Raw genomic sequence first — 20,781 nt, forward strand, 5'->3', positions numbered from 1 at the left:
ATTTTTCGTTTTTCAATCTTCCTGCCCCAAAAAGTAATTGAACCGTAACAGTCCGTAATTGAAATGAGATTGCTGCAATTTTCCCATGGAAAAACGGCTCCGGATTTTATTCCGGAACCGCTGTATCGTTCATCGGCTGTTTTTCAAAACGCCTAAGTATTGTTCCCAGGGCCCGACTTCCCGGCGGTAATACTCCGCCATGACCCGGACAATCTGTGCGATATGGGTCAGGTCATGGACCGCCCATGTGGCGATCAGCTCCCGCAGCTTCACTTCGCCGAACGCCGGGTGGGTGCCGGTTTGGTCGAGGTCCGTGTCCGGTTGGATCCACTCTTTTAACGTCACTAAATTCTGGGCCCGCAAGGTTTTGAAACGTGCAAGTTTTTCACTGATGGGCTGGTCGGGATCCTGCTTCAAATGGGCGAAGCGGTCAAAATCAGGGAACGGCTGGTCTGTACCTGACTCAAGGATCGTCCGGATGCGCGGAATCCAGTTTGTACGCTCGGCCTCGGCCAGATGATCGATGACTTGTGCGGCGTTCCATGTATCGCGGCCTTCATTTGTATGCAACCAGCCCGGAGACAGGCCGGTCAGCAGCGTCTCGAATGTTAACGGGCTCCGTTCAAGCACTTCGATCGCTTCTTCAATGGAAAAATTCATACTAATTCTCCTTTTTGTTGAAGGTTGTTTGCCTCTGCTTGCACAGCGGTATACTGATAAAGAGGTGAAGAAATTGAAACGATTGAAACTCGGAACAAGCGGCCTTGAAGCGTCGGATATCGCATTGGGGTGTATGGGACTCGGCCAATTGCCTGTCTCGAAAGCGGAAATGGTTATCAGGAATGCGATGGACCTCGGTGTAAACTTTTTCGACCATGCGGATATTTACGCAGCAGGCGCTTCAGAATCCGTATTTGCAGAAGCCCTCGGCATGACACCGGCGGTAAGGGAAAACATGATTATCCAGACAAAAGCCGGCATCCGGAAAGGCTATTACGACTTCTCGAAAGAACATTTAATGAGATCAGCCAATGATAGTCTGAAGCGGCTGAAGACCGACTATATTGATATTTTCATGCTGCACCGGCCGGATATGTTAATGGAGCCGGAAGAAGTGGCAGAGGCATTCCATGAGCTGAAAACAAGCGGCAAGGTCCGGCATTTCGGTGTCAGCAATCATAACCCGATGCAGATTGAATTGCTGAAAAAACATGTGGGACAGGACTTGATCGTCAATCAGCTGCAGTTGAGCGTCTTGCATACCGGCATGATGGACGCTGGTGTTCAAGTGAATACACGGCACGAGAATAGCGTGAACCGGGATGGTTCTGTGCTGGATTATAGCCGCCTGCATGACATGACAGTCCAGGCCTGGTCGCCATTTCGCTATGGCCAGTTCGAAGGGTTTTTTCTTGATAATAAGAATATGCCGGAGATTAACGCGAAACTGCAGGAAATTGCAGATCGTTACGGCTTATCCAAGTCAGCCATCGCCGTCGCCTGGATCCTGCGTCATCCCGCGCGTATCCAAGCAGTTGTCGGGACGATGACACCGGAACGGCTCACTGCCATTTCGCAGGCATCCGGACTCGAACTGACGCGTCAGGAATGGTATGAAATTTACCGGGCCGCAGGCAATGACCTGCCGTAACTAAAGCTCCTCCTGACACAGGGGGAGCTTTTGTATACTGTGTTCCATGGAAGTGATGCGCATGCCGGAAAATTCCCGTGCTGTTTTTCTGCAGCGCCTATTCGATGAACATCATTTCCGGTACCCACATTGACATATGTTCTTTGATCTCCTCATTAAAAGCGGGATCCACATTCTTCAGCAATTCCATTTGGTAATTCTGTTCATTTTCACTGGTCACGAACGTCGGCGTGAATGCCGGCTCTGTGATCGTGATGGTTTCCGAGGCCGCATCTGTGACTTTTTCAACCGTCAGATGCAAAATGCCGCCGGTCTGTTTATACAGCCCATCCTGGCCCGAGAAGAAATTCCCGAGTGAATAAATGACGAACGTCTCTCCGCCATCGGATGTTTCTATCCAGTCAGCCGGCTGGAGGACATGCGGATGGTGTCCGAGGATGATATCAGCGCCATTCTCGGCTGCAAAATGCGCCAAATCGATCTGCTCTGCATTCGGCATCCGCTCATACTCTTTGCCGAAATGCAGATTCAGCACGACAACATCCGACAGTTCCTGCGCCCGCTTCAAATCTTCCTGAATCCGTGCCCGGTCGATCCGGTTGACCAAGTACTCCTGACCGGCAGGTGTCTGGACACCGTTTGTGCCATAGGTGTACGACAGAAATGAAAATGTGATGTCGTTGGCTGTTACTGTCGGAATGTCCCGGCCTGCTTCTTCTGTAAGAGCAGAACCGGTATGTTTAATGCCGAGCTGATGCCAGTAATTGATGGCATTTTCAACCGCTTGGATTCCGCGGTCGAGCGTATGGTTATTGGCCATTGCCACTACATCGACGCCCACATTCTTCATCGTGTCCGCCACTTCATATGGACTGTTGAAGGAAGGGTATCCCGACAGCCCGATCTCACTCCCGCCGACAATGCTTTCCGAATTGGCGATGGTAATATCCGCCTGTTCAAGGTAAGGCTTTACTTCTTCGAGTTTAGGATTGAAATTGTAACCGCTTTCAGTCTCTGCATCATTATATACGCGGTCGTGGATCAGTACATCCCCGACTGCAGCAAGTGTGACTTCACGGGTTTTAATGACTTTCTCCGGCACTGTCGCAATCGGTAACGCCCGAACAGAAAACGGAGCAGCTTCTATAACGGTTTCAGCCTCTTGGAATGTGCAACCGGCTGATAACAGGGAAAGCGGCAGTAGAAGTACGCCAAGTGATACCCGAACCTTTTTCAATTGTTTCACCTCAGTAATCGTTAGGTTAATTTATCAAATTGCGTGTAAACTTTCTTTCAGGATACTATAACGGTGTCAATTTAACTAGCCGTATCTAAAATTAAGAGGAATTACCGCCTGATGATATTTTCTATCGGTCGATTCATATCCGGTATACCAGCACAATGTACTATATCGCTTTCTTGAAAGTTGTGAAAAAAGAATACCGTTTATTCTCAAGTGTATTATAATCAGACTATGCTGATAATTTATAAGGGGGATGGGAATGGAAAAGGCAGTCGAAGCAAAACTGCAGGTGCTTGATTTGGATGCGACGGAACTGGCCCGGCGGATCAGCCGGCAGGATGTGTCTTCCCGGGAAGCGACAGAGCAGTACATCCAGCAGCTGAAGATTGTGAACCCGCTGGTGAATTGCCTCGTGGAGGACCGGTTTGAGCAAGCGAGGAAGGAAGCGGCGGAAGCGGACCGGCAGCTGGCTGCCGGCAAGGCGTCCGGTAAATTATTCGGTGTGCCGATGAGCATGAAAGAGGCTCTTGGGGTTTCAGGCATGCAGACAACCGGCGGGCTGCTGCGCCGGAAGGGTTTTGTTCAGCATGACGATGCGGAGGTCGTGCGGAAGTTGCGTGCGGAAGGGGCCATCCTCCTTGGGAAAACAAATACCCCTGAGCTGTGTTTTTGCCAGGAAACCGATAATAAACTGTATGGCCGGACGAATAATCCGCGGGATCTCACGCGGACGGTGGGCGGGTCCAGTGGCGGAGAAGCGGCATTGATTGCTGCGGGAGGTGCAGCTGCCGGAATCGGATCTGATATCGGCGGCTCGATTCGGTTTCCGAGTCATTTCAATGGCGTCGTCGGTTTTAAACCGGGGCGCGGACAAGTATCGGCAGCCGGCAGTTATCCGTCTGTCGATCACGAGCTGCAGCGCCGGATGCTCGGTATCGGTCCGATTACGAAGACTGTCCGGGATGCCCGGCTCCTTTATAACATCATTGCAGAGAAACCGGCGGAAGAGAAATCCCTCGATGACTTCATCATCGATGTGCTCTCGGATACGGGCTATCCGCTGTCAGGAGATACTGCCGGTCTGCTGGAATGCATTTACAAAACAGTAAGCAAGGATTTTCAGACGGCTCATGCAGTACCTCCATTTTTCAGGCAGTCGGCGCTGCTGTGGCAGGAGATCATGTCGATCGAGGGGGCAAAGGGCGCAGGGCAAGAAGCGTTCGGCGAACAGCCCATTCGGCCGCATCTGGCATACATCACAGAACGCATAACCGGAAAAGCGGATATTCACCGGTACCTGTCATGGGCGCTGATCGGAGCGGCTCTGTTCAAGCCATCTGAAAAACGGCTCAGTGAGATCCGGGAATCGCTTAAGCGGGGAGACGATGAACTGGATCATTATTTGAAGGGCCGCGTCCTTATTTTTCCGGTCTACCATACCGGTGCGCCGAAGCATGGTGTGGTCTATAAGGAAATTTTCTCGATCCGAAAAACTTTCCAGTCCTATATGCCGTTCATCGCATATGCCAATACATGGGGGCTTCCTTCTTTGACAGTACCTGTCGGAAGAGATGAAAATCACATGCCGATCGGTGTTCAGCTCATCAGCCGGAATGGCAATGAAGAAGCGCTGTTTCAGCTCGGTGAATGGCTGGAAGAACAGTTCGGCGGCTATGAGCGGGCGAAAACAGAAGAGATTGCCGGACATTGAAGATAGCCAAAAACGAAAAGGAGGGGAATGGAATGGAGAACCGATTTTTTCAATTAGGATTGACCGGGAGAGCAAGCCATGTCCATACCGGAAAAATAGCGGAGGGACTGGATTGGCGGACTGCCGGTAAACGGCCGGCGGATCTGACGTATTCCGTCTGGGAAGTGCTTTTTCATATGATTTACTGGCAGGATTATTTGCTCGCTCAGCTGCGGGGTGAATCGCCGGTGAGACCGGAGCGGGCGGCGGAATCCTGGCCGGCTGAGCCGGCACCGGCGGACGAGGCTGCATGGAACGAAGCCGTTACCCGGTTCATAGAAGGTTTGCAGACAGCTGTGACAGAAGCGGAAGATGATCTGTATGCGATTGTGCACAAAGAACAGATGCGCATGGAGATTCTGATGAGTCTCATAACACATAATAGTTACCATGCCGGCCAGATCGTGCTGATACGCCGGGCGCTCGGTGCCTGGCCGCCTTCGAGTGGAGGCGACACTTGGTAATTGAACGAAGGGACTGTCCGAAAAGGTCAAAAAGACTCGTTGACGGCATCTCCCGGCCCGGGATGGGGAAACCGGACGCTTTCCGCGGACGGACGTCCGAGCCCTCGCCGCTCATGCTTCGCGGCGAGGGTCTCGGCCACCCGTTCTTCCGCTGGAGTCGCCGGTTTCCTGTCCACCCCGGCTTAAGAGACAAGGGCAGATCAGAAAAACGCGTATCTTACCGTTTCAGTGAACGGGATCAGCAAATAATAGATTAAAAAAGGCGGGAAGAGGACTGGAACCCTCTTCCCGCCTTTTATGCATTTTTTATTATTATGGCTGTTTCTTTCACTGGCCTGGCACGGAACGGCGGAAGCCAGCGAACAGCAGCGGTAAAGCAGTTGCCGCTGCTGTTTGCGACAGGCAAGCGAAGCGGCGCAGGAGCAGATGTTTTAATGCGACGAGCTTGCGCAGAAGCAAGCGAGTGTTTTCGTAGCAGAAGCCGTTCCGTTATGGAAGAACATCCGGGCAAGATAAGCCTAAAGGCTTTTTGGACAGCCTCTTTTTACAACTAGTTTTCCAAATGCTGATCGAGCCGGTAAGCGGCAACCGCGAGCTGCAATTTCAGCCGTTCATCTGCGGAATCCAGATCCCATCCGCATTTCTGTTGGGCCTGATTCAGCCGGTACTTCAGCGTATGGCGGTGGATGAACAGCTCTTCAGCCGCCGCTTGGGTATTGAAATTATGCTTGAAATAAGCGGTCAGCGTAGCGATGAAATCAATGCCATGGCCATTTGACCTAATCAGGCTGCCGAGAACCTGGCGGTAAAAGGAAGATAAATCGCCGCCGCTGTCTTTTACTTGCAGCAGCAATTGATAAGTGCCGAGTTCATCGTAGTGGATAATCTCTTTCTGATTCAACAGGAGATCATGCAGATCCGCTGCCGTGACGGCTTCCGCGGCACTCTCACTGAACCTGCTGACGTCTTCATACGTCCGGCCGAGACCGATAATGAGGCGGATAGCGGAACTTTCTGTATCCCAGCCCATATGGATCATTTCGGCAATCGCCGCACAGTCAGCAGCCGGCATCGGAAGCAGCACGGTAATCGCCTCGAGCCGTTCCTTCATCAGGAAATTCAGCTTTTCCCGCCCGAGCACTGCAGTGACGTGTGCCTGAAGGTCGCCGGTCTGTCCGTTGCCGGGCAGCGGTGGCGCAAGCTTCAGATGCAAGACTGTGTGCGGCCGGGAAAGATCAAAACCGAACTTTCTGCCATGCTCGACCGCTGCAGACCGGCTCCTGAAATTCTTATGGAGAATCTCCTCCAGGAACTCCCCGCGCAATCGGACCTGCGTCTGTTCCACCGCATCGCTTTTCAGCCGCTCAATGGCATATACCGTCGCCGCATGTTCGATGACCGCGCGATCTGTCTCTTTCCATGCGTTTTTCGGTTTGCCTGAGATGATTGCCCCGTAAAACACATTATCCGCCACAATCGGATGAACCAGCAAATGCAGGTCATCTTCCTCAATTTCCACCGGTCTGAATGACTCCCTGCAGTCTGCAAATACAGGATGACCACCGAAATCCCGATCAGCCATGCGTGGATGACATGGGACGGCCTGTGTCATCTCCCCAATTTCATTTAAAAGAAAAACGGAGGTCTCCGTCAGCTTGGCAAGTGTATGGGTCACCGTTTCCTCACCGCCGCCTTTTAGCACGAGTCCGGTCAATTCCTTGTGGGTATTCAGTGAAGATGAAATGATCTCCGTCTGCCGGTTCGCGATTTCCTGCAAAATGCCTTCCGTAATTGCGGAAAAATTAATATCCGACGGAATATCAATGAGCGGCAGGCCGCTCGCGTTGGCAGCTTCTATGAATGACGCCGGCATTTCTTTCAAATAAAACCCGGTGTATAACGCCACACCGGATAATTTATTCATCCGCAGCAGATCGAGGAAATGCTGCCGGTTGTCTGCCAGTCCGTATGCGGTGGTGATCAGGAATTCCCCCGGCTGGAGCCGGTTAATGTCTTCAATCACTTCAACAATCGTCACCCACCGGATCGGCCGGTGGATGCCTGCTGCACCGGCCACCAGCCGGGCTTTCGCCATCACCGGCAGCTGCAGCGCTTCCTGGACTGTGATATTCATCGGGACCCCTCCTGGTATCGCGAAAATCTTAATTTAAGTATAGAACTGTTCTTTCGTTTTTGTACAGTGTGTATAAGAAAACGCTACATCTTTCTGGGGCTGCGTCCAATGGATTCCGCTCGGTCCATCCGATACGATGGAGATAACACATTATTATTCAGTATTTTCAGATATAGTGGGTTGGACTAATGATTTTTGCTTATTAATATTTTCTAGTAGAAAAATCAACGTTCGCTGATTCACTTGCAGCCTGTAAAGCGCTGGCGCGTCCGCGGGCTGAGCGGAGCAATGAGACGAACGCTCTTTTCGGCTCATTGTGAAAGCTGTGCCCTGAGCAGCCGAAGCGGTTTATAAATGTTCCATTCTTTAATCCAATTTATATAGCATCAACATCAGGAATTTTTTGCAAAGGAGGCTGATTCCATGGAACGTTCTCTGTTGATCAAGCCGAAGATGGACGATGAGTACCCGACAGCCGTGCGCGGTGAGGGTGTTTACATTTATGATGCTGCCGGCCATAAATACCTGGATGGCTCGTCAGGCGCTGTGACGGCGCTTCTCGGCCATGCGGTGCCAGAAATTATCGACGCCATGTATAACCAGTCGAAAAGCATTTCATTCACCTACCGCTCTCAATTCACAACGGATGCCGCCGAGCAATTGGCACAAAAACTGAATGAACTGGTCGGCAGTGACACGGATTATTGGTCGTTTTTCGTTGACAGCGGCTCCGAGGCGACCGAGACCGCGATGAAGATTGCCATCCAGCATTGGCAGGAACAAGGGAATTACCGAAAAAACAAAGTGCTGTCCCGCTGGAACAGTTACCATGGCATCACGCTCGGTGCGCTGTCGATGTCGGGGCATCTTGAAAGGCGGAAGCGCTTCGCGCCGCTTCTCGATGAATTGCCAAGCATTTCTCCACCTGACGCCGGCCTGGCGGGTGCAGAGGAACTCGACCAGGCGATCCGGCGGAAAGGGGCGGACAACGTCGCGGCATTCATCGCCGAACCGATTGTCGGCGCAGCCGGCGGTGTGCTGATACCGCCTGCCGGCTATTACGAACGCATCCGGGAAATCTGCGACCACCATCAGGTTCTGTTCATTGCAGATGAAGTGATGACGGGTATTGGCCGCACCGGCAGAATGTTCGGCATGGATCATTGGGGAGCCGAGCCGGATATCATAACGCTCGGGAAAGGAATGGGGGCCGGCTATACACCGATTGCGGCAGCTTTGGTCAGTGCCCGGGTCATGGAACCGATCCTCAAAGGCACACAATCCGTGATGAGCGGCCATACTTACAGCGCGAATCCGCAATCAGCGGCAACGGCAGTGGCTGTTCTTGCATACATCGAGAAACACGGTCTGGTCGAACGGTCGGCTATGAGCGGGCTGTATTTATTGGATAAATTCAAAGCACTTGGGGCGTATTGTCCGCTGATCGGGGAAGTGCGCGGCAAAGGACTGATGATCGGCATCGATCTTACAGCAGATTCCGCAGTGAATCGGCCATTCCCAAAAGAAATGGGCGTTACGGCTGCATTCGTTAAAAAAGCGCGGGACAATGGGCTGCTTGTCTACCCGGCAGCCGGCGCGAGTGGCGGAGACGGCGATACCGTCATAGTGGCGCCGCCGCTTACCATAAATCAGGAAGAGATGGACGAACTTGTACGGCTGTTCAAAAAAACTGCCGCTGAACTGCAGCAGGAATACAGCATTAACGCAGTAACGGCATTGGACTAGGAGGGATAAGCATGCAGGTGCGGGAGACAAGACGGCGGCTGAAGAAGACAGGGACATTGGAGAAAGCGATGGCGCATATTCACGATGGCAGTACGATCATGTTCGGCGGATTTGGCGGAGTGGGAAATCCGCCTTCCTTGATTGACGGCATCATTGATAAAGGCGTGCAGGATCTGACGCTGATCGGCAATGATTCGGGGTTTCCGCAAATTGGCATTGGCAAACTGATCAGCTTAGGCCGGGCGCGGAAATTGATTGCTTCACATATCGGCTCGAATCCGGTGGCCGGTCAGCTGATGATTGATGGCAAGCTGGATGTGGAATTCTCGCCGCAGGGTACATTGGCGGAGCGAATCCGGGCAGGCGGCGTGGGTCTGGGCGGCGTGCTGACGGATATCGGTCTCGACAGCATGCTGGAGGAAGGCAAGCAGAAAGTGGCGGTTGGCGGCAAGGAGTATTTGCTCGAGCCGGCGTTAACAGCGGAAGTATCGATTGTCTATGCCAAACAGGCGGATGAGTTTGGCAATCTCGTATATGACACGAGTGCCCGGAACACGAATCCGCTCGTCGCGATGGCGGGAAAATTCACGATTGCCGAAGTGGAGGAAATTGTGCCGGCCGGCTCACTCGATCCGGAATGCATCTTCACACCCGGTATTTTTATCGATATGGTTATTCCGACAAAAGGAGTGAACTGGCGATGGGCATGGGAGTAGAAGAACGGAACCGGCTTGCCGAGCGGGCGGCGCAGGAAATCGAGGATGGCATGATCGTCAATCTTGGTATCGGCATCCCGTCGCTTGTCGCCAACTATATTTCCCCGGACAGCGGCGTGATGTTTCATGCGGAAAACGGCATCCTGGGCATGGGCGAAGCGCCGGAAAAAGGACATGAAAATCCGAATCTGTGCAATGCGGGCGGTTTCCCGGTGACGGTGGTGCAGGGGGCATCGTATTTTGACAGCGCGACTGCATTCGGCATGATCCGGGGCGGTTATTTGGATGTGACCATTCTCGGCGGACTTGAAGTCAGCAGGAGAGGAGACTTGGCCAATTGGATTGTGCCGGGCAAACGGGTATCCGGTGTCGGCGGGGCGATGGAACTCGCAGCCAAGGCGAAAAAAGTGATTGCGCTTATGAGCCATACAAGTAAAAATGGGGAACCGAAAATTGTGGAGGAATGTGCGCTGCCACTGACAGCGAGGCAATGTGTCCATCTGATCATCACGGACATGGCGGTCATTGAAGTGACAGCGGATGGTCTTGTGCTGCAGGAAGTAATGGAGCCATACAGCATCAAGGATGTCGTAGAAAAGACCGGAGCGCCGCTCCACATCGCCCGGCATCTGGAAACTGTGGAATGAGGGGGAGTCATTGTGACGGAACAGATCAAAAAAGAACTGACCGGCTGGGTCCATGCGCACCGGGAGTATGGCATTAACTTGCTGCAGCAGCTCGTGCAGCAGGACAGCACGCAAGGCAATGAACAGGATGCGCAACGGCTGGTGGCCGATATCCTGCGCGGCATGGATCTGGAAGTGGATATATGGGAACCGGGCGGTGAAGAGCTGAGCCGCCATCCGGATTTCATCTCGGCGCGGGAGAATTTCAAGGGAAGCCTGAATGTGGTCGGTGTGCTGAAAGGACAGGGAGGTGGCCGGTCTGTCATCTTGAATGGCCATATTGATGTGGTTCCAGCCGGCGACCGGGAGCAATGGGCGAATCATCCGTTCAGTGGTGCAATCATCGGCGGGCGGATGTACGGCCGCGGGGTCACGGATATGAAAGGTGGAAATGTGGCACTGCTTCTGGCAATGGAGGCATTGCAGGAAAGCGGCATCCGGCTGAAAGGCGATGTGATCTTTCAGAGTGTCATTGAAGAAGAAAGCGGCGGCGCGGGCACACTGGCTGCAATATTACGGGGATATAGAGCGGATGCGGCCATCATTCCGGAACCGACGAATTTGAAGATTTTTCCGAAGCAGCAGGGCTCGATGTGGTTCCGGATCCATGTGCGAGGCCGGTCGGCGCACGGCGGTACCCGCTATGAGGGCGTAAGTGCCATTGAAAAAAGCATGCTTGTCGTCGAGCACCTCCGAAAACTTGAGGAAATGCGGAATAAACAAATCACTGATCCGTTATATGAAAACGCCCTGATTCCGGTGCCGATCAATATCGGAAAAATTGAAGGCGGGGACTGGCCGTCTTCTGTGCCGGATCTGGTGAAACTGGAGGGCCGGATGGGCGTATCGCCCGAAGAGACAATTGATGAAGCGCAGACAGAAATGACGAGGTGGCTTGCGCAACTGGCTGCGATCGACCCATGGTTTAAAACCCATCCGCCGAGACTTGAATGGTTCGGCGCACGCTGGCTGCCCGGATCCATCCCGTTGGGGCACGGGCTGATGAATTCCCTCTGCGCCAATTTCCGCGATCTGATCGGAACGGACCCGGTCATTGAAGCATCTCCTTGGGGAACGGATGGCGGCCTGCTGACAACTGCCGGCGGTATTCCGGCAGTCGTTTTCGGTCCGGGTACAACGGAAATGGCTCATTTTCCGGATGAATACATTGAACTTGACCATGTGTTTAAAGCCGCAGAAGTGATTGCCTGCACATTGGTGGACTGGTGCGGCGTGGCACAGACAAATAAAGCAGGGAGGAAATCCGATGATCCAGAAAACGCGATCCATTGAGCTGAAGACGGCCATACCGGGTCCGAGAGCGCAGGAATTACTGGAAAGACGCAATCAACATGTGCCGAGGGGGCCATTCAATACGGTCCCGACATTCGCGGCAAAAGCGGAAGGGGCGTTGCTGACGGATGTGGACGGTAATGTGTTCATCGATTTTGCCGGCGCCATCGGCTCTCAAAATGCCGGACATTGCCCGCCGTCTGTCGTGGAAGCGGTCAAGGCGCAGGCGGAGAAGTACTTGCATCCCTGTTTTCACGTCATGATGTACGAGCCGTATATCGAGCTGGCTGAAAAGCTGAACAGCATCACACCCGGCAAACATGACAAAAAAACGTTTTTCCTGAACAGCGGTGCAGAAGCTGTCGAGAATGCGATCAAGATTGCCCGTAAATACACAAAACGAAAAGCGATCGTGTCATTCGAGCGCGGATTCCATGGGCGGACATATATGGCGATGTCACTGACAAGCAAAGTGAAGCCGTATAAATACGAATTCGGACCATTCGCGCCGGATACGTATAAAATGCCGTATCCGTATTATTACCGGGCGGCTGCCGGCATGACAGAAGAACAAGTGGATGACATGGTCATCAGCCAGTTCCGTGAATTTTTCCTGCGCGAGGTGCCCGCTGAAGAAGTGGCCGCTGTTATCATGGAACCCGTTCAAGGCGAAGGCGGTTTCGTTGTGCCGTCCAAACGGTTCATTCAGCGGATTAAGCAAATTTGCGAGGAACACGGGATTTTATTCATCGCGGATGAAGTGCAGACGGGATTCGGCCGGACGGGAAAGATGTTTGCGATGGAGCATTTCGGGGTGGTGCCGGATCTCATGATAATGTCGAAGTCGATTGCAGCGGGTCTGCCGATCAGTGCGGTGACCGGCCGGGCGGAAGTCATGGATGCACCGAACGTGGGTGAAGTCGGCGGCACTTACGGCGGAAGTCCGCTTGGTTGTGTCGCAGCACTGGAAGTGATCAAACTGATGGAACAGCAGCGTCTGCCGGAGCGGGCGATGGAAATCGGCAACAGGATCGCCGAACGGTTCATGGATCTGCAGAACCGGATACCGGCAATCGGCGATGTGCGCGCACTCGGTGCAATGGCGGCAATCGAATTCGTGAAAGATCCGGAGACAAAAGAACCGGATAAAGAACTCACCGCCGCCATCGTCCAGGAAGCGAACAAGCGGGGTGTCATTGTTATGGGCGCCGGTCTCTATGGAAACATCCTCCGGATTTTGAGCCCGCTCGTCATCACGGATGACCAGCTGAATGAAGGGTTGGATGTGCTGGAACAATTGATGCATGAAAAGACAGTGCAATAGATGCTGGAGAGAGATGTTCCGCTTACTGAAAGCGGGGCATTTTTTGCTGTTCCGCCGGCTGTCTGACTTGCAGACAGAGCCGCAGTCAGTTTCAATAACAGCAACAGGCCGATAAATAAGGAGGCGCCCATGGAACTGAATTATGTGCATCCGTTCAGACTGGCACCCCGCTCCTTTAAATGTCTCCAAGAACAGCTGGCAGACCAGCTGGATATCACCCGGCCGCTTCCACTGGAGGGAGTCCGGTCATGTGCAGGTGTGGACCTCGCTTATTGGAAGGAGGGAGAAACGGAGCGGGGAGTCTGCAGTATTGTTGTTATTGATAACCGGACACACGAAATCATGGAACAGACAATGAGCATCGGAACCATCCAAACGCCATATATACCGGGTTATTTGGCCTTCCGTGAGCTACCGCTCATTGCGGAAGCGGCTGAACAATTGACTGTAACGCCTGACGTTTTTCTGTTCGACGGCAACGGCACATTGCACCCGCGGCGTATGGGCATTGCTTCCCATGCCGCGTTTTTCCTGAACCGGCCGACTGTCGGTGTGGCGAAAAGTTATTTTAAAATCGGCGGGATTGATTTCAAGATGCCAGGGAATGAAAAAGGTGATTTTACCGATATCCGGATTAACGGGGAAGTGACGGGCAGGGCATTGCGGACGGCGGAAAAAGTGAAGCCGGTTTTTGTGTCTCCGGGGAACCGGATCGACTTGGAATCCGCCACGCAGCTCGTACTCAGCCTCGTCAATAAGGATAGTCGGCTGCCTGTCCCGATCCGGCTGGCGGATCTTGAATCGAGACGGCTGAAGCGGGAAGCGAAGTAAAACCTGCTCGGGTGCTGGCCGGAGCAGTTCCTTACTGAAAAAGCAGGTAATCTTTTTCTGTCATGAAATCCGGGCAGATATCAATAAACAGAAAATACTGGTCGGATAGCGGATAACTGAATGTGCGGATCAGTTCTCCGCTTTCAATATCTGAATACGTATCCGACAGAATGCCATTATGCCATGTTTTCATCCGCATCATATTCTCCAGGAAATATGGACGAAAAGCCCAATGTGAACCGTTATGCTGGGGTTCGATTTCCCACTGTTCCTGCCGTTTTCTGAAATTCGATGAGATTTGCAGGCCATCGCTGCTGCAGACATATACGCGGAAGCTCTCCTGTTCAAATGCACTGGTCAATTTCTTGATGAACCGGTCTGCATCCAGCGGTCCGTGCCAATGGGGAAGCAATTTTTTTACTTTTTCTTCCCATGTCAAAGAAAATGCAAGCCGGGCATCGATGCGTGATTTTTCTCTGCTGACAAATTCCTGTATATGTGCCTTTGTATTAATCGCCAAGGAATTTTCCTGCAATAAACGAAAATCGGGTTTCGCCAGGTAGTAGCCCTGGTAATAGCGTCCGCCGTGCTTCCAGGCGAAATTCAGCTGATGGCTGTCTTCAATATTTTCATACAGGAACATCGCGCCGATTCGGCGTGCCAGAACACCAAGCGAATAAATAACATCCTGGAAAACGTCGGTATTGTAATTGCGGATAAGACCTGTATCGATTTTCAGGATATGTGGCTTAAGCTGTCGGAGCCGGTCGATATTGGAACTCTTTGCCCCTACGTGGTCGATGGCGATGTTGATGCCGTATGTTTTGTAATAAGCGAGCAGGTGATCGAGAATACCGAGATCTTCTTCGAAATCGTGTTCTGTGATCTCCAGCACAATGCGGGCCATCGGAAATCCCTTTTGTTCAAGCTGCCGGAGCGCATGCAGAAAATCCTCTCCGCCATTGCTTAACAGTTGCTGGGCATTCCGGTTTATGAACAAATAGCCTTCATTGCCGGAACTGAGCATGTCATCAGCTGCAAGCAGCAGAAGATGCTGATCCACTTCAGCTTTAAATTCATCCGGGACATCCCTGTCATGAAAAAAATCACCAAGGCTTAGCCAGGTTCCTTCATGCTCAAACCGGCCGAGCACTTCATAGCCGATGACATCATGCGTTACTGCACTGATGATCGGCTGATAAGCCGGACGGGCTTTCTGTAAGTTCTCCAGAATATACAATGGGTCCATTGGGTTTCCTCCTCTTTACTGAAGCGATCGGCCGCCTGGCAGGTGTCTCGTACAGTATTCCTGCAATTCCTGTTATTCCGAGGTGATTGGATTCATGTATTGTATCTGAATTGATGGAATTGTTCAAATAGCGGTATGTGGAAGCTGGGCACTGCCATAAAAAAAGACACGGAAGAGCCGGATCGCATTGTTGCGATCCGGCTCTTCCGTGATTCCGATATGTTAGAAAGCGGCTTCTGCATCAACGGTGATCCGGATGGCTTTCAATTCTTTGCCTTCTGCAAACTGGACTGCTCCAGGTCCGCCCAGGTAAAAGTCAATGTGCGGATGGGTTGCTGCGAAATCGTCTAATTCTTCCAGTAAACGGGTATCTCCTTTAAAAGGGAGGCCGGTCACTGAAGACAGGATAACTTTTTGCGGCAGCAATTGCCGGACGGTAGCTTGAATGGCATTTGGGGCGGGTGAAGGTCCGAGAACGACCGTCTTCCATCCCCGGATCATAAACTTCAGTGCAATGATATGGACTGGGATTTCGTGCCGCTCATGGGGCAGGCAGGCGCCAAGCATGATGGGGGCTTGGTCACTCACCTGAAAATTCCGGCGAAGCTGTACAAGAAAGTCTCTGACAGCAAGACTCGCCAAGGCTTCCTGATACTCGCCCCAGCGCCCATCACTCCAGCGCTGGCCAACTTCCTTCAAAAAGGGAATGATAAGCTCATCCAGAAATTCCTGCAGACTGCAGGAATGATACGCTTGCTGCAGGATGCGTGTCATCTGCATTTCATGGGCGAGCCTGCCTTCTTCCAGGAGCAGATAAAGGTATTGCTGCATCGTATCAGGCTGTCCCGGTTGCACAAGCTGGGCCACAGGGACCGGTTCTGCTGTGTGTTGTTGCTCTTTTAAGAATAACGCGGCTTGTTTGACGGAATACCCTTGGGTAATCAGTTTTTTCATGTTCAGAAGTGTATCGATTTCATCCTGATTGTATATCCGGTAGCCGTTTTCCAGACGTTCGGGTGAAATGATGCCGTAACGGTCTTCCCATTTTCGGATCACCTGCTTGGACAGGCTGGTCAGTTCAGCTGCTTGTGTGATGTTGTAGGAAGTATGCTGGTTGATGTGATCCATAGCAGTTCATCCTCATTTTTTATTTTTTTGATTTTACTAAAAACGACGCTAAACTTTTCACTGCAAGCGCAGGAATAAATTTCATTCACTTTTGTCTTTCCAGTGGACCGAAAGTGGAACGGTTTTACGGAAGTTTAAATGGAAATGTTTAATATCACCTGTTTTTTAGGTATATGTTTCCAGGTGAGCTACTTTCTAATATAAGGAATATACGATGTCTATTGTGGTATCATACAGCCAATAGAAAACATAAGTAATCTTATTATTTTCAGCGGACAGTGACTATGAGTAGCCGTTTTAGTCTTAACGTTGTATAATCATTGTACAAACATTATACACTGGAGGCGGAAGAGATGTCAAAGCGAATTGCGATTGTTGGAGCGGGTCCCGGTGGATTGGCGGCAGCCATGCTCCTGTCAGCAAAAGGATATAAAGTAACCGTATATGAAAAGAAAGGAGTCGTTGGCGGACGGAACGCAGAAGTCCGGCTGGGTGAATTCAAATTCGATATGGGCCCGACCTTTCTGTCGATGCTCCATATCGCAGAAGAGATATTCGAAGCCGCCGGCCGCAATCTCCATGAATATATGGAAACAGTGGAACTTGAATCGATGTACGATTTAATTTACGAGGGACGGGCCATGACAATGACCCGCGACCGGATAAAAATGAAAGAACAGATCGAGGCGGCATATCCGGGAGAAAGCGCGGGCTATGACCGGATGATGCGGGATTCGGCGCGGAAACTTAACGCACTATCGCCGATTCTGCAGTCGAAAATGGACCGGATGACGGACATGCTGCATCCGAACGTCCTGAAGGCATTGCCGGATCTTGATCTCGGAAAAAGCCTCCATGACGTATTGTCCCGTTACTTCACAGCTGAAGAGCTTAAGCTTGCCTTTACATTCCAATCCAAGTACCTTGGCATGTCGCCATGGGAATGCCCGGGGGCTTTCTCGATTCTGTCATACATGGAGCATGCGTACGGCATCTTCCATCCGATTGGCGGGGTGAACCGGCTGTCGAATTCGATGGCTAAAGTCACTGAGGAACTTGGCGGGGATATCCGGCTGAACAGCGGCGTCAAAAAACTATGGATTGAAGGAAAGGCAGTGAAGGGTCTGCTGCTGGAGAACGGGGAACGCGTCGAAGCGGATGAAGTGATCATCAATGCCGATTTTGCGCATGCCATGACGAATTTAGTGGATGAAGGACAGCTGAAAAAGTATTCGCCAAAAAAGCTGGCGAAGAAAAAGTATTCATGTTCGACGTTCATGCTGTACTTGGGATTGGATAAAAAGTATGACATGCCGCACCATACAATTGTATTTGCAAAGGACTACAAGAAAAATGTTGAAGAAATCACGAAGCTGAATATGCTGTCCCAGGATGCGTCCATTTATGTTCAAAATGCAAGCGTAACAGACCCAACACTGGCACCTGAAGGGAAATCGACATTGTACATTCTGGCTCCAGTGCCGAATAATTTCAGCGGCATCAATTGGGAAGAAGAAAAAGAGCTGTTCCGTGAACAGATTTTAAATACGATCGAAGAGAAAAGCGGATTCAAGGATTTGAGGCAGCACATCGAAGTGGAGCATATGATCACGCCGCGGGATTGGGAACAGGACATGAATGTCTATCAGGGAGCGACGTTCAATCTCGGCCATCAGCTGACACAAATGATGGTATTCCGGCCGCATAATGAATTTGAAGAACTGAAGAATTGCTGGCTTGTCGGCGGGGGCACCCATCCCGGAAGCGGTCTTCCGATCATTCTGGAATCTGCCCGTATCACCGCGAACGGCATTCTCGCTCAGGATAAGAAAGAAACTGTCGCTGTCCCGCCGCTTCCGCAGCTTGCCGAAGCACAATGGTCTTAATACTTACGCTCAAAAGATATTTGCGGGGAATGAAGGCAAAGACGAAATCGATTCTTTAGATATCAGCCCGGCACACGACTGGTCAGTAAATGAATGAAAACAATTCACCGTAAAAGAATGATTCCAAAAGAATCTGCATAAAACCCCCGGCTGAAATTCCAGTTTCAGCCGGGGGTTTCTGCCTTTCATCTTACGAACGGTTTCATCAATTCGCCCATTTTCTCCATCAGGTTTTCTTTTACCGATTCCGGAAAATCTGTCTCACGGACAGTTTCACCCATCAGCCCAAGCCAGATTTCAGCCCGTTCAGGTGTTGTGGAAAAGGAATGCCGCTTTTGGACCTGTTCCTTTTCACTTTGATTTCCGTCTGTTGGATTGCCATTGATCAGCCGGGAAATGAAAATACGCTGACGTTCTTTCAGCACCTCCACATTGACCCCGCGCTCAGCGAACATGTTGCTGAAATAAGGATCTTTCACCAGTTTTGCGTAGAAATCATCAACGAGCACATCGATTTTTTCCTGTGCGACAATCATTTCATTCACCCGCACAGTTCCGACCCGGTAATCGACATTGCTCGCAATGGTTTTGCCGATGAAGCAATTTTCGCGTGCATCTTCCGCTGCTTTTTCATATTCTGCCTGCAGTGCCGGATTGCCGCCGAATATAGTGGGATGGACAAGCAGCCGGCTGAACTTGGCTTCCGTCAGCTGATTAATCACTGTGCTTTCCGTGTTGATGGCGACCCGCTGGACGGGCAACCCTTTTAAAGCGAGCAAGCTGAATAACGTACCACTGTAGCAGCTTCCGACTGCGCTGATTAATAGATCTTCCGGACTCAGTCCCACGCCTTTCCCTCCCATATTTTCAGGGCCGGAAACCATCAGCAGTTCCTGCCCGATTGTAATTTTGCCTTCGCCTTTCCGGCCCGTACCGCTCCAATTGAGTTGCACTTCGAATGATGAATCTTTCAACGACCCTCACCCTTTCATTGACTGCTGGACTTCACTATCAGTTTGAAGTATGTGCCGGTCTGTTTCCGTGACATACATCACGTTCTAAAATAAAAATTTATAATGGGCGATATAGAAATACTTATTCGTTGAGAGGGAGCGATCAGATACGGTATTGTTCACTAGCTCTGAGCAATCAAGTGGACGGTGGTTTTGATCGAGACGCCACCCAAAAGCTGCGCTTTCCGCGGGCTTGCGCCGAACTAACTCGAGCTTGACGCTCGAGTGGATTTCGGCACGGCGCTGTCCCGCAGGAGTCGCAGCTTTTTTGCTCGACTTTACTTAGAATCAGCAAAAGTACTTGAGCATGTTGACTATCCATCTGTCATAAAGAGCTTCTGTAACGTTATATGTTTAGAGTTGCTGGACTTTTAAATATCATTATTTTTCGCTTTTTGATTTGGTATAATTTTACTGACCATGTATTCAAGCAATCAGAATGGCATGAAGGAATCCTGGAGAATTGGATTACCGAAGTACGCGATTACTTTTGGGGTATTGGATGAAGACAAACAGGACAGGCAGCCTGCCGGCGGATGAGAAAACTTACTGCCTCCGGGCACGGAAACCGATTGATTTCTGAATCGAAAATGAACGAATATACTTCAAGTCATTTTTAAGGGAAGTGAGGACAAGTTTATGCCATTGGAATTGATCCGTAACGACATCACTAATATGAAGGCGGATGCCATCGTCAATCCGGTAGATGCTGACTTTCGGGCGGATGGCGGTGTAAGTGCCGCCATTTTCAAAGCGGCAGGCGAACGAGAACTCCGGACTGCCTGCCGTGAATTTGGAAGATTGGCTATTGGAGAGGCGGTAAGGACAGCAAGCTTTCAGCTGCCGGCAAAGCATATCATCCACACAACAGGACCTGTCTGGCAAGGGGGAAGGGAAGGTGAAGACCAGCAGCTGCGGAATTGCTATCGAAATGCATTGCGCTTGGCCGTCAGCCTAGGGTGTGAATCGATCGCATTCCCACTCATTTCGACCGGTCTCTATGGCTATCCAAAGGACCGGGCATTGCGGATGGCGGTTGCTGAAATTCATGAATTTCTGTTGAGTCATGAGCTGTCCGTCTATATCGCTGTGTATGATCGTGCTGCGTTTCAGTTGAGCGGGCGGCTGTTCCGCGATGTGCAGTCATATATTGATGAGCATTACATCGAGGAACGAGAATACGGTTTCGCCCGGCGGTCCCGTTCGCTGAACCGGGAAATAATGCTTGAGGAATCGGTACAGGAGAGCATTGATGAGTTATTCGGCCAGTTGGATGAATCATTCTCTGTCCGATTGATGCGGCTGATTGATGAACGGGACTTGAAGGATCCGTTGGTGTATAAACGTGCGAACATCGACCGGAAGCTGTTTTCCAAGATCCGAAGTTCGCCGGATTACACGCCCCGCAAGACGACCGCTCTTGCGCTTGCCATTGCTCTTGAACTTAACCTGCAGGAGACAGCCGATTTACTGGAATCGGCCGGCTATGCATTGTCACGCAGCAGCCGTGCAGATGTGATCATCATGTATTTCATCGAAGCGCAGAACTACGATATATTTGAAATTAATGAAGTTCTGTTCGCACATGAACAGAAACTGCTCGGTGCTTCATGAATTGTCGCTTTAGAAGCGACCTTCCTGAAAACGAATCCGGCTATCCTTAAGGT

Annotated in this window: 17 protein-coding genes; 11 read left to right on the forward strand and 6 right to left on the reverse strand. The window is 51.2% G+C overall.

Annotation, left to right across the window (positions count from 1 at the left end; translation table 11 throughout):
• Positions 1-129: 129 nt before the first annotated feature.
• Complete coding sequence (locus B0X71_RS03980) at positions 130-660, reverse strand: DinB family protein (RefSeq protein WP_077588233.1); 531 nt, start codon at positions 658-660, stop codon at positions 130-132.
• A gap of 73 nt (positions 661-733) precedes the next feature.
• Between B0X71_RS03980 and B0X71_RS03985 the strand changes: the two genes are divergently transcribed.
• A complete protein-coding gene (locus B0X71_RS03985; RefSeq protein WP_077588234.1) occupies positions 734-1,651 on the forward strand; it encodes an aldo/keto reductase in 918 nt (305 codons plus the stop codon).
• Positions 1,652-1,748: 97 nt separating this feature from the next.
• On the opposite strand, the gene B0X71_RS03990 is transcribed toward B0X71_RS03985, so the two are convergent.
• A complete protein-coding gene (locus B0X71_RS03990) occupies positions 1,749-2,888 on the reverse strand; it encodes a CapA family protein (protein ID WP_077588235.1) in 1,140 nt (379 codons plus the stop codon).
• Between the two features lie 265 nt (positions 2,889-3,153).
• Here B0X71_RS03990 and B0X71_RS03995 point away from each other — a divergent pair, with 265 nt between their 5' ends.
• Together B0X71_RS03995 and B0X71_RS04000 are read left to right on the forward strand one after the other, a co-directional pair.
• Positions 3,154-4,605 carry an amidase gene (locus B0X71_RS03995; RefSeq protein ID WP_077588236.1) on the forward strand — a complete coding sequence of 484 codons (1,452 nt, stop codon included), beginning with the start codon at positions 3,154-3,156 and terminating at the stop codon, positions 4,603-4,605.
• Between the two features lie 32 nt (positions 4,606-4,637).
• Positions 4,638-5,108 (forward strand): DinB family protein, encoded by a 471-nt coding sequence (locus B0X71_RS04000; protein WP_077588237.1) that lies wholly within the window; start codon positions 4,638-4,640, stop codon positions 5,106-5,108.
• Positions 5,109-5,658: 550 nt separating this feature from the next.
• Here the strand turns inward: B0X71_RS04000 and B0X71_RS04005 are convergent.
• The gene (locus B0X71_RS04005) at positions 5,659-7,242 is read right to left on the reverse strand and encodes a PucR family transcriptional regulator (protein ID WP_077588238.1); all 1,584 of its coding nucleotides are present in this window, start codon (positions 7,240-7,242) and stop codon (positions 5,659-5,661) included.
• A gap of 423 nt (positions 7,243-7,665) precedes the next feature.
• Between B0X71_RS04005 and B0X71_RS04010 the strand changes: the two genes are divergently transcribed.
• The 6 genes from B0X71_RS04010 to B0X71_RS04035 all read left to right on the forward strand — a co-directional run bounded on the left by B0X71_RS04010 (position 7,666) and on the right by B0X71_RS04035 (position 13,838).
• Entirely contained in the window at positions 7,666-8,988 is a 1,323-nt protein-coding gene (locus B0X71_RS04010) for an aspartate aminotransferase family protein (RefSeq protein ID WP_077588239.1), read from the forward strand.
• Positions 8,989-8,999: 11 nt separating this feature from the next.
• Positions 9,000-9,704 carry a CoA transferase subunit A gene (locus B0X71_RS04015; RefSeq protein ID WP_077588240.1) on the forward strand — a complete coding sequence of 235 codons (705 nt, stop codon included), beginning with the start codon at positions 9,000-9,002 and terminating at the stop codon, positions 9,702-9,704.
• Positions 9,689-10,351 (forward strand): 3-oxoacid CoA-transferase subunit B, encoded by a 663-nt coding sequence (locus B0X71_RS04020; RefSeq protein WP_077588241.1) that lies wholly within the window; start codon positions 9,689-9,691, stop codon positions 10,349-10,351. Before B0X71_RS04015 ends, B0X71_RS04020 begins: the two co-directional genes overlap by 16 nt.
• Positions 10,352-10,363: 12 nt before the next feature.
• The gene (locus B0X71_RS04025; RefSeq protein ID WP_232336781.1) at positions 10,364-11,683 is read left to right on the forward strand and encodes a peptidase; all 1,320 of its coding nucleotides are present in this window, start codon (positions 10,364-10,366) and stop codon (positions 11,681-11,683) included.
• Positions 11,658-13,007, forward strand: a complete 1,350-nt coding sequence (gene gabT, locus B0X71_RS04030; protein ID WP_077588243.1) for a 4-aminobutyrate--2-oxoglutarate transaminase — start codon at positions 11,658-11,660, stop codon at positions 13,005-13,007. Before B0X71_RS04025 ends, gabT begins: the two co-directional genes overlap by 26 nt.
• A 129-nt stretch (positions 13,008-13,136) precedes the next feature.
• The gene (locus tag B0X71_RS04035) at positions 13,137-13,838 is read left to right on the forward strand and encodes an endonuclease V (RefSeq protein WP_077588244.1); all 702 of its coding nucleotides are present in this window, start codon (positions 13,137-13,139) and stop codon (positions 13,836-13,838) included.
• A gap of 31 nt (positions 13,839-13,869) precedes the next feature.
• Here B0X71_RS04035 and B0X71_RS04040 read toward each other — a convergent pair whose 3' ends face one another.
• Both B0X71_RS04040 and B0X71_RS04045 read right to left on the reverse strand, forming a co-directional pair.
• Positions 13,870-15,087 (reverse strand): EAL domain-containing protein, encoded by a 1,218-nt coding sequence (locus B0X71_RS04040; RefSeq protein WP_077588245.1) that lies wholly within the window; start codon positions 15,085-15,087, stop codon positions 13,870-13,872.
• Positions 15,088-15,309: 222 nt separating this feature from the next.
• Positions 15,310-16,215 (reverse strand): MerR family transcriptional regulator, encoded by a 906-nt coding sequence (locus B0X71_RS04045; protein WP_077588246.1) that lies wholly within the window; start codon positions 16,213-16,215, stop codon positions 15,310-15,312.
• Positions 16,216-16,568: 353 nt separating this feature from the next.
• On the opposite strand from B0X71_RS04045, the gene B0X71_RS04050 reads away from it, so the two are divergent.
• Positions 16,569-18,101 carry a phytoene desaturase family protein gene (locus B0X71_RS04050; protein ID WP_077588247.1) on the forward strand — a complete coding sequence of 511 codons (1,533 nt, stop codon included), beginning with the start codon at positions 16,569-16,571 and terminating at the stop codon, positions 18,099-18,101.
• A 185-nt stretch (positions 18,102-18,286) separates the two neighbouring features.
• Here B0X71_RS04050 and B0X71_RS04055 read toward each other — a convergent pair whose 3' ends face one another.
• Positions 18,287-19,075 carry an OsmC family protein gene (locus B0X71_RS04055; protein WP_077588248.1) on the reverse strand — a complete coding sequence of 263 codons (789 nt, stop codon included), beginning with the start codon at positions 19,073-19,075 and terminating at the stop codon, positions 18,287-18,289.
• Positions 19,076-19,753: 678 nt separating this feature from the next.
• On the opposite strand from B0X71_RS04055, the gene B0X71_RS04060 reads away from it, so the two are divergent.
• A complete protein-coding gene (locus tag B0X71_RS04060) occupies positions 19,754-20,728 on the forward strand; it encodes a macro domain-containing protein (RefSeq protein ID WP_077588249.1) in 975 nt (324 codons plus the stop codon).
• Positions 20,729-20,781: the final 53 nt, after the last annotated feature.

This window comes from Planococcus lenghuensis, from assembly GCF_001999905.1.
In the GTDB taxonomy this organism is placed as follows: Bacteria; Bacillota; Bacilli; order Bacillales_A; family Planococcaceae; genus Indiicoccus; species Indiicoccus lenghuensis.